Annotated in this window: 9 protein-coding genes and 1 pseudogene; 6 read left to right on the top strand and 4 right to left on the bottom strand. The window is 62.0% G+C overall.

The genetic code is table 11. The annotated features are described in order from the left end of the window. The 4 genes and pseudogenes from EN925_RS40645 to EN925_RS10115 all read left to right on the top strand — a co-directional run. Positions 1-157, top strand: a pseudogene (locus tag EN925_RS40645) (sugar kinase); the annotation flags it as partial. Further along, positions 157-603, top strand: a complete 447-nt coding sequence (locus tag EN925_RS10125) for an RbsD/FucU domain-containing protein (RefSeq protein ID WP_013532706.1) — start codon at positions 157-159, stop codon at positions 601-603. The pseudogene EN925_RS40645 and the gene EN925_RS10125, both read left to right, overlap by 1 nt. After that, entirely contained in the window at positions 600-1,523 is a 924-nt protein-coding gene (locus EN925_RS10120; RefSeq protein WP_127369947.1) for a carbohydrate kinase, read from the top strand. The genes EN925_RS10125 and EN925_RS10120 overlap by 4 nt, the downstream gene beginning before the upstream one ends. Before the next feature lie 247 nt (positions 1,524-1,770). Continuing rightward, positions 1,771-2,913 (top strand): DegT/DnrJ/EryC1/StrS aminotransferase family protein, encoded by a 1,143-nt coding sequence (locus tag EN925_RS10115; protein ID WP_024503690.1) that lies wholly within the window; start codon positions 1,771-1,773, stop codon positions 2,911-2,913. A gap of 14 nt (positions 2,914-2,927) precedes the next feature. Here EN925_RS10115 and cysQ read toward each other — a convergent pair whose 3' ends face one another. From cysQ to cysD, 3 genes are read right to left on the bottom strand one after another with little or no spacing between them, the layout of a single operon-like run. After that, on the bottom strand, positions 2,928-3,719 hold the full coding sequence (cysQ, locus tag EN925_RS10110) for a 3'(2'),5'-bisphosphate nucleotidase CysQ (protein WP_024503689.1): 792 nt from the start codon (positions 3,717-3,719) through the stop codon (positions 2,928-2,930). Between the two features lie 10 nt (positions 3,720-3,729). After that, positions 3,730-5,667 (bottom strand): sulfate adenylyltransferase subunit CysN, encoded by a 1,938-nt coding sequence (cysN, locus tag EN925_RS10105; protein ID WP_164766110.1) that lies wholly within the window; start codon positions 5,665-5,667, stop codon positions 3,730-3,732. A gap of 2 nt (positions 5,668-5,669) precedes the next feature. Next, positions 5,670-6,575, bottom strand: a complete 906-nt coding sequence (gene cysD, locus EN925_RS10100) for a sulfate adenylyltransferase subunit CysD (protein ID WP_013532711.1) — start codon at positions 6,573-6,575, stop codon at positions 5,670-5,672. Positions 6,576-7,059: 484 nt separating this feature from the next. Between cysD and EN925_RS10095 the strand changes: the two genes are divergently transcribed. Next, positions 7,060-8,358 (top strand): O-antigen ligase, encoded by a 1,299-nt coding sequence (locus EN925_RS10095; RefSeq protein WP_127368213.1) that lies wholly within the window; start codon positions 7,060-7,062, stop codon positions 8,356-8,358. Then, complete coding sequence (locus tag EN925_RS10090; RefSeq protein WP_127368214.1) at positions 8,355-9,290, top strand: NAD-dependent epimerase/dehydratase family protein; 936 nt, start codon at positions 8,355-8,357, stop codon at positions 9,288-9,290. Before EN925_RS10095 ends, EN925_RS10090 begins: the two co-directional genes overlap by 4 nt. A gap of 35 nt (positions 9,291-9,325) precedes the next feature. Here EN925_RS10090 and EN925_RS10085 read toward each other — a convergent pair whose 3' ends face one another. Next, positions 9,326-9,862, bottom strand: a complete 537-nt coding sequence (locus EN925_RS10085) for a sugar transferase (protein ID WP_013532714.1) — start codon at positions 9,860-9,862, stop codon at positions 9,326-9,328. Positions 9,863-9,875 lie beyond the last annotated feature (13 nt).

Genomic DNA, 9,875 nt, shown 5'->3' with positions numbered 1-9,875 from the left:
CATTGCGGCAATCGCCACGATCGACGGCGAAGGCTTGAAGCTGCCCGCCATTCGCGAGGGAACCGTCGGTATCCATGCCCGGGCGCTCGGCGGCGCCAGCCTGCCACTTTCCGAACGCTTCCTGATCGGCTCGACGACGATTTCCAGGAGCGCCTGATGCTGATCGGAATCCCGGCGCTGCTCGGTCCGGAGCTTCTGGCGATCCTGCGCGGCATGGGCCATGGCGACGAAATCGCCCTTGTCGACGGAAACTATCCGGCGGAACAGCAGGCAACCCGACTGGTACGCGCCGATGGCCACCCTCTTATCCCGGTACTCGACGCGATATTGAGTGTCCTGCCTGTCGATGACGCCGTGCCGGAGGCGCTGTTTCGCGCCTCGGTCCGAGGCGATCCCTCGCTTGCCGATCCTGTCCATCATGAGATCGAAGCGATCTGCGCCAAACGGGCGCCAGGCCGCAAGGTGGTTGCGCTGGCCGGCGCCGACTTCTATGCACGGGTCAAATCGGCGCATGCCATCGTCGCGACAAGCGAGCCGCGGCTCTACGCCAACATCATCATACGCAAGGGCGTGATCTATCCGCCGGAGACCAAGAAGCCATGATCCTCTGCTGCGGCGAAGCCCTGATCGACATGCTGCCGCGCACGACGACAGCGGGCGAGCCGGCCTTTGCGCCTTATGTCGGCGGCGCCGTGTTCAACACGGCAATCGCACTTGGCCGGCTCGGCGCGCCGGCCGGCTTCTTTTCCGGCCTGTCGTCGGATCTGTTCGGCGGCCAATTCCGGGATGCGCTTGGGGCGAGCAAGGTCAGTTCCACCTATGCACACACCTCGCCACGGCCAACCACGCTGGCCTTCGTCAAGCTCACCAACGGCCAGGCGACGTACACTTTCTATGACGAGAACACCGCCGGACGCATGCTGACGATCGACGATTTGCCGCAGCTCGGCAACGAGATCGAAGCCATGCTGTTCGGCGCCATCAGCCTGATTTCCGAGCCCGCCGGCAGTGCCTATGAAGAGTTCATGCGGCGCGAGCATGAAAGCCGCGTCATGATGCTCGACCCCAACATCCGGCCGAACTTCATCCCGGACAAGGCCAAGCACCTCAAGCGCATTCGCACCATGATGGCGATGGCCGACATCGTGAAACTGTCGGACGAAGACCTGAACTGGTTCGGCGAAGCCGGCTCGCATGAGGATGTCATCCGCAATTGGCTGGACCGCGGCCCGAAGCTGATCGTCGTCACCCATGGCGGCGAAGGCGCGGTCGGCTATACCAGGGAACATGCGGTTGCCGTCGTGCCCGAAAGGGTCGAGGTGGTCGACACGGTCGGCGCCGGCGACACGTTCAACGCCGGCATCCTCGCCTCGCTGCACGAGCAAGGCCTGCTGACGAAAGCGGCGATTTCCGGACTGTCGGTAGACGCCATCCATAAGGCGCTGGCGCTCGGCGCGAAGGCGGCGGCAGTGACCGTGTCGCGGGCCGGCGCCAATCCACCCTGGCGACATGAAATCGCCTGAGCAACGCTCAACATAAGTTGAGCCCAATCGATCACTTTATGTTTCGCAGGGGCTCTTTCCAAGGCTATAAGGGCGGGATGGCGCCCGACGAAGCCCGGATTTCCGGCATCTGACTGACATTCGCCGGGAAAACTGGTAACGGACTGCGACACTTCCGCAATTTAGGGCTCCGCCTGCCCGGCTTTCTCGGCAAGCGCAACTCTGGTACCAGCGGCCGATTATCTGGCTAACCCATTTTGAGGCCGACATGCAGTTCATCGATCTAGGCGCGCAGCGCGAACGAATCCGCGACCGGCTGAAGGCCGCGATCGACCGTGTCGTCGACGAGGGCCGCTATATTCTTGGCCCGCAAGTCACCGAATTCGAGAACAAGCTTGCCGCCTATATCGGTACCAAGCATGTCGTGGCCTGCGCCAACGGCACCGACGCGCTGCTGTTGCCGCTGTTTGCAGCCGGCGTCGGCCCGGGTGACGCGGTGTTCGTGCCGAGCTTCACGTTCGCCGCCACCGCCGAAGTGGTGGCGCTGGCCAAGGCCGAGCCGGTGTTCGTCGATGTCGACCCGCACAGCTACAACATCGACATTGCCAGCCTCGAAGCGGCCATTGCCATGATCAAGAAGGAAGGAAGGCTGAAGCCGAAGGCAATCATTCCCGTCGATCTGTTTGGCCTTGCCGCCGATTACGAGGCGATCATGGCGATCGCCAACCGCGAAGGCCTGATGGTGATCGAGGATGCCGCCCAGTCGATGGGCGGTTCGCTCGACGGCAAGATGTGCGGCTCCTTCGGTGCGGTCGGCTCGACCAGCTTCTATCCGGCAAAACCGCTTGGCTGCTACGGCGACGGCGGCGCGATGTTCACCAATGACGATGCGCTGGCCGAACAGCTTCGCTCGTTCGCCTTTCATGGCAAGGGCGAGACGCAGTACGACAATGTCCGCGTCGGCATCAATTCGCGGCTCGACACGATACAGGCGGCGATCCTCATCGAGAAGCTGGCCATTCTCGAAGACGAGATGGTCGCCCGGCAGGTCGTGGCAAAGCGCTATGCCGATGGGCTTGGCGACGTCGTTACCGCCGCCCGCAATCTGGACGGCAGCCGTTCGGCCTGGGCGCAATACGCCATCGAGACGCCGAAGCGCGACGGGCTGAGGGCGCATCTCGGCGAAAAGGGCATTCCGTCTGTCATCTACTATGTGAAGCCGCTGCATGCCCAGGTCGCTTATCGCGATTATCCGCGCACGCCGACCGGCCTTGCCGTTTCGGAAGACCTGCCGAAGCGGATCCTGTGCCTGCCGATGCACCCTTATCTCAGCGAAGCCGACCAGGACCGCATCATCGAGACGATCCGCAACTATATAGGCTCGAATTCGGCGCAGGCAGCGGCCGAGTAAGCTACCGGGCCTTCTCAGGCGGGGCTGACCCCTGCCCCGCCGCTGGCAATGAAATGCGGATTGGCGAAATCCTCGTCGTCGCTTTGCCGGCGCTTCCCATAGACCAGAGGCTGGCCATCGAGCGTGCGCGTCATGCCACCGGCGGCGCGCAGGATGGCGTCGCCTGCCGCCGTGTCCCATTCCATGGTGCGGCCGAAGCGCGGATAGACATCAGCCTCGGCACTGGCGAGAAGGCAGAATTTCAAGGACGAACCGACCGAGACGATTTCGGCGGCACCAAGGTCGCGAATATAGGCCTCGGTTTCCGGCGTGTTGTGGGAACGGCTGGCGACGACGGCCAGCGGCGCCACGGCCGTTCTCACCGAGATCGGCCGGCGGCCGACGATCTGGTAGCCGCCATCGATCTCGAGAGATTCCGCCCTTCCCGGCAGGCCGGAAAAGAAGCGGCCCGTGCAGGGCGCAAAGACGACGCCGACCTCCGGCACACCATCGCGAACCAGCGCTATGTTGACGGTGAAATCGGTGCGGCGGTTGACGAATTCCTTGGTGCCGTCGAGCGGATCGATCAGGAAGAAAGCCCCATTTAGGTCGGGCGGCACGATACCGGCGGAAGCTTCTTCCTCGGCCACGCAGGGGATATCGGGAAATGCGGCACGCAGTCCGGCGAGAATGATCTTTTCGCTCTCGCGGTCCGCCTCGGTCACCGGCGAGGCGTCGGACTTGCGGTCAACCGCACAGCCGGCGTGGAACACGCGCATCACCTCGCGCCCGGCCGACAAGGCCAGGCGCTCGAAGATTTCAAGCATCAGCCTGTCGTCAGATGCCGCCGCCGCTATCGTATTGGTCTTCGGCAATGTCGCGCTCGTTCAGCCAGTGTTCCAGGGCGTCGACCATCTCTTCGGCCGATTTGCCGAGTGTCTGCAGATGGATCTCCGGGGTTTCCGGCGCTTCATAAGGGGAATCGACGCCGGTGAAATTCTTGATCTCGCCATTCAGCGCGCGCGCATAGAGGCCCTTCGGATCACGCCTGGCGCATTCCTCGAAGGGCGTATCGACGAACACCTCGACGAATTCTCCGTCGGCCATCAATTCACGTGCCATGCGCCGCTCGGCGCTGAACGGCGAAATGAACGAAACAATGACGATCAACCCGGCATCGGCCATCAAACGCGCCACCTCGGCGACGCGGCGGATGTTCTCGACGCGATCGGCATCGGTAAAGCCAAGATCGCGATTGAGACCGTGACGGACGTTGTCGCCGTCGAGGATATAAGTATGACGGCCGGTGGCGAACAGCTTCTTTTCGAACAGGTTGGCGATGGTCGACTTGCCGGATCCCGACAGCCCGGTGAACCAGAACACGGCGGGCCGCTGGTTCTTCATGTCGGCGCGCACGCGCTTGCCGACATCGAGCGACTGCCAATGGATGTTTTCGGCGCGGCGCAGAGAGTGCAGGATCATGCCGGCGCCGACCGTGGCGTTGGAGATGCGGTCGATCAGGATGAAGGCGCCGGTTGTGCGGTTTTCGGCGAAGGGATCAAAGGCGATCGGCGTCCGCGTCGAGATGTTGCAGATGCCGACTTCGTTCATTTCGAGCGACTTGGCCGCTTCATGGGCAAAGTCGTTGACGTTGATCCGGTATTTCAGATCGGTGACGGTGGCGCTGGTCTGGTCGGTCTCGGTGCGCAGGATGTAGGAGCGGCCCGGCAGCAGCGCATGCTCGTCGAACCAGACGATGTTGGCGGCGAACTGGTCGGCGACCTGCGGCCGTGCGGCAGGCGAAACCAGCATGTTGCCGCGCGAGATTTCGACTTCGTCGTCGAGGACGAGCGTGACGGCCTGTCCGGCAGCCGCCTGGGCGAGATCGCCGCCATACGAGACGATCCGCTTGACGCGCGAGGATTTGCCCGACTTGGCGACAACGACCTCGTCGCCGGGCGCAACCGAGCCGGAAGCGACCGTGCCGGCAAAGCCGCGAAAGTCGAGATTGGGACGATTGACATACTGGACCGGGAAACGGAACGGCAGTTCGACCATCGCTTGGTCGACTGACACGGTTTCGAGATGCTCGATCAGCGTTGGGCCGGAATACCATTCCATGCTTTCCGACCGACGGCTGACATTATCGCCATAACGGGCCGACATCGGGATCGGCGCAATGGTCTGGAAGCCGAGATCGCGCGAGAATTGCCCGTAGTCTTCGACGATCCGGTCGAAAACCGTCTGATCGAAATCGACAAGATCGATCTTGTTGACGGCCAGCACGACGTGGCGGATGCCGAGCAGCGAGGCGATGATCGAATGTCGCCTGGTCTGTCGAAGCACACCCTGCCGGGCATCGATCAGCACGATCGCCAGGTCGGCGGTCGAGGCGCCGGTGGCCATGTTGCGGGTGTATTGCTCGTGGCCAGGTGTGTCGGCGACGATGAATTTGCGCTTCGGCGTGGCAAAGAAACGGTAGGCGACGTCGATGGTGATGCCTTGCTCACGCTCGGCCTCGAGGCCGTCGACCAGCAGTGCGAAATCGATGTCGTCACCCGTCGTGCCATGCTTGCGCGAATCGCGTTCGAGCGCGGCGAGCTGATCCTCGAAAATCTGCTTGGTGTCGGACAGCAGGCGCCCGATCAGCGTCGACTTGCCGTCATCGACCGAGCCGCAGGTCAGGAAGCGCAGCAGCGACTTCTTCTCCTGCGCCGCCAGATAGTCGCGAACGCCGTCGGTGGGGGCGAGGCTCTTTGCCATGATGTGGCGCATGGTCAAAAGTACCCCTCGCGCTTCTTCTTTTCCATCGAGCCGGCTTCATCGCGGTCGATCAGGCGACCCTGCCGTTCGGATGTCCGTGCCGTCAGCATTTCGCCGACGATGGCTTCCAGCGTGTCGGCCTCCGATTCGATGGCGCCAGTCAGCGGATAGCAGCCAAGCGTGCGGAACCGCACGAGCCGGTTCTCCACTGTCTCGTCGGGGCGGAGTTTCATGCGCTCGTCGTCCCGCAGGATCAGCATGCCGTCGCGTTCCACCACCGGCCGTTCCTTGGCGAAATAGAGCGGCACGATCGGGATACTTTCCTGCAGGATGTACTGCCAGATATCCAGCTCGGTCCAGTTCGACAGCGGAAAGACGCGGATCGATTCACCCGATGCGATGCGGGTGTTGAATATCTTCCACATTTCGGGGCGCTGGTTCTTCGGATCCCACACATGCTGGGCATTGCGGAAGGAAAAGATGCGCTCCTTGGCGCGCGATTTCTCCTCGTCGCGACGTGCGCCGCCAAAGGCCGCGTCGAAGCCGTATTTGTCGAGCGCCTGGCGCAGCGCCACGGTCTTCATGACATGGGTGTGGGTGTTCGAACCATGGTCGAACGGATTGATGTTGTCGCGCACGCCGTCTTCGTTGACATGAACCAGGAGATCGAAGCCGAGTTTCTGCGCCATCTGATCGCGAAAGGCGATCATCTCGCGGAACTTCCACGTCGTGTCGACGTGAAGAAAGGGAAATGGCGGCTTGGCGGGATAAAACGCCTTCATCGCCAGATGCATCAACACGGATGAATCCTTGCCGACCGAATAGAGCATGACCGGCTTGGCAAAGGCGGCCGCAACCTCGCGGAATATATGGATGGACTCGGCCTCAAGCCGCTGAAGATGCGTAAGCGCTGTTGTCATGGACCGTGGGCGTTCTTTCGTATTTCCAACAGAAGACCTTGCCTCAAATCATCGAGCTTTTGCGCCCGGTTCGAGCCTTGTTTCTGGACAATCTTCCTCGTGCCGGCGTTCTAGCAGATCGCCGTTGTCAAGAACAATGCAAGACTGGCCCGGCCGCACATGGTTCGAGAATGAATTTTCCACAGATACCATCAAACCCGGAAATTCCTGCCCGCAAGCTCAACAACCGAGAAAACGCGGGGAAAATATTGCTTGAATGACCGGCTACGGCTTTCAAGCGACTTCCCTTGGCCGACCGTCGCCTGCCGCCGATTTTCGGTGGCAATCCACCAGATACACTATCGAAAACGGGGGGCGGCCGCTATACCAGCTTCGGCAGCGGGCAAGCGCGTTATGAGGCCTGGGCAATTTCGAGGCGAGCGCATTCAACTTCGCTAAACAAGATCCGCCGCATGACACTTGCCGAAAACAGCGAGCCCGAAAATTGAGCCGGCTTTCATCCCTCACACAGCAATTCTCGCCTTCGCGGATCAACAACTACTTCTCCATCCTTTGCTTCTTTTTTCCACCGGTTCTGGGGTCGGTGGTCAGCTTTGTGTTCAATGGCGGAGGCCTTTCGTCCGCCCTGCTGATTGCTTTAGGGAAAAGGCGCTTCAACGCCGACCGGCCCATGATCTGGATGACGGTCGCGATCTATGCCTACTGCGCCGCCAATCTCCTGGCGTCCATCGTCAACAACTCGTTTGTCCGGGATGCGCCGCATCTTATCCCGCTCGTCACCTTCCTGTTTTTTCCCGTGTCCTATTCGACATGGAGCAACACGCAGAAAACCACGCTTGCCCGCATCGTCGTGCTTTCCAGCATGGCCGCCTGCTTTGTCGCGCTGCTCATGGCCGTCATCCAGCAATATTGGATTGGCGTCAGGGCGGAGGGGGGAGCCGGAAATCCGATCGTCTTCGCAACCGTCGTCTGCCTTGCCGTGGTGACCTGTGTGGCTGGCGCCTTGTCCAGTATTGAGCAAGCCCGGACACCCCTCTTCTACGCGACACTGGCCGGGACGATCGCCGTCATCTATTCCGGCTCGCGTACCATCTGGCTGGCACTGCTGATCGCCGGCATAGCCGTCATGTTGATCAACCGGCACAGGCTCAGGGGCAGGAATGCCGTTCGCCTGCTGCTGCTGCTGGCGGCAGTCGGCGTCGTGATCGCCGCTTCCAGCTTCCAGGCGATATCCGGGCGGGTCGACTTTTTGCGCTCCGATTGGGGTGCGCTTGGAGCTAGCGGCAACTACGACACCTCGTTGGGAATACGTGTTGCGCTTTGGGAGATCGGCCTCAAAGCATTCCATGACATGCCACTGTTCGGGCACGGTGTGGGTGCAACCCAGCTTCTGATCAAACAGGGCTTTCATGAGCAGTTCGCGATGGACACAGGCTTCAACCATTTCCACAACGGCTTCCTGACCGCCTTGGTGCAAGCAGGAATTCTGGGCGCCGTGACGCTGGCAGCGATCTTTATCGTTGCCGCTGGAAATGCCGCCCGGGTCTTGCGAAACAGCAGCGATCCGAACGAGCGGTTCGGCGCCACCATGATTGTCGTCGTGGTGATCACCTATCTGACGGCCGGAATGACAGGCATCCTGGTCGGCCATGACATTCTGGACTCGGTGCTGATGGTCTTCCTGGTGAGCGGAACATATCTCGCCTCCGGACGCCATGTTCCTTTGCTGGACGAGCCGGCACTTGCACCAGTCACGCAAGACCTGTCTCGGGCAAGGCCATGAAGGTTCTGGTCACGGGCGCGACAGGTTTCATCGGGCGTCTTGTCGTGCGCCACTTACGCGAAGCCGGTGCCGAGCTTCGCCTCGCCTCCCGCCATCCCGAGAGGCTTGCTTCGGAGAACGAGGCTGTGCCGATGCCCGGCTTCGATGCGCCGGCCGCCGCCTTTCTGGAACTGACCCGGCATATGACTGACGTCGTCCATTGCGCTGGCCTCAACAATGATCGGGGAAATGCAACCGAAGCCGATTACCAGGCGGCCAATGTGGAACTGAGCGCAAGGCTGGCGCATGCAGCGGCGGCCCAGATAAGCGGACGTTTCATTCATCTCTCCTCGATCCGGGCGGTGATCGGCGCGCACGTCAGCGCAACGATCGACGAGGACACGCTTCCTGCCCCACAATGCGCCTATGGACGCTCGAAGCGCGAAAGCGAGATCACGGTTTTGGACGCCTATGCGTCGCATGGCCGCTCCGACGCCGCCGTGTTGCGCCTGCCTCCGGTCTATGGAAGTGGCATGAGGGGAAATCTGGCAACGCTGATGCGCCTTGCCGATACGCCGCTGCCGCTGCCGACGGGTGCCTTGACCGGAATCCGCTCGCTGATGTCTTCCGAGGCCGCGGTGCGAGCAGTGTCGCACCTGCTCAGGCATTCCGGGCCGCTTCGCCCGATCTATGTCGGCGCCGATGTGCCGCCGGTCGCCGTCGACGCCGTCATCACCGCCTTTCGCAGAGGTTTGGGGCGGCCTGTGCGCCTGATGGCGGTGCCGGCCGGGCTGATACGGCCGGTGGTGGCCGCACTCGGCAGGCGGGCGTTCTGGGACAGCCTGACCGCCACACAGATATGCGACCCCGCCCTGCTGGTATCGCAGGGGTGGACGCCCGAAGCCGGCACGCTTGAGCGGCTGGCCGAGCTGGCGCGGCTCAGCAGATCCTGACTTTCTTGCTTGACCATGATCTTTTCATGGTCTGCTCAGCGGTAGAGCGTTCCAAACAGGATCCGAAGATCGAGCCAGAACGACGCGGTGCGGAGGTAGGCAGCATCCGTTTGCGCCAAGAGTTCCGGGTTAGACATGTCGATGCCCCTGATCTGGGCCAGGCCGGTTATGCCCGGCAGCGCCGCCAAAACCCCCAGCCGCCTGCGACACTCGATCAATTCCGTCTGGGTCGGCAGGCAGGGCCGCGGCCCGACCAGGCTCATTTCGCCCTTCAAGACGTTCCAGAATTGCGGCAGCTCATCCAGCTTGAACTTCCGCAAGACCTTTCCAACCGATGTCACGGAATCCGCCGGCGCCTCATGCGAGGGTAGCGACGGCGTCCCGACATACATCGTGCGCAACTTGTGGCAGCGGAAAAGCCGACCGTCACGGCCGACCCGCACCTGTGAAAAAATAGCCGGGCCCGGCGACGATGCCCGAACGGCAAGGACGGTGAGCGCCAAGACAGGAGATGTCGCCACCAGCAGCAGAGCCGCACCGGCAAGATCGAAGATTTGCTTGGCTGCCTTCATGAACGGCCGATAG

This window comes from Mesorhizobium sp. M7A.F.Ca.US.006.04.2.1, assembly GCF_004022915.1.
GTDB lineage: Bacteria > Pseudomonadota > Alphaproteobacteria > Rhizobiales > Rhizobiaceae > Mesorhizobium > Mesorhizobium ciceri.
Note: the sequence above shows the minus strand (reverse complement) of the source record. Positions and strands in the feature narration are given on the sequence as shown.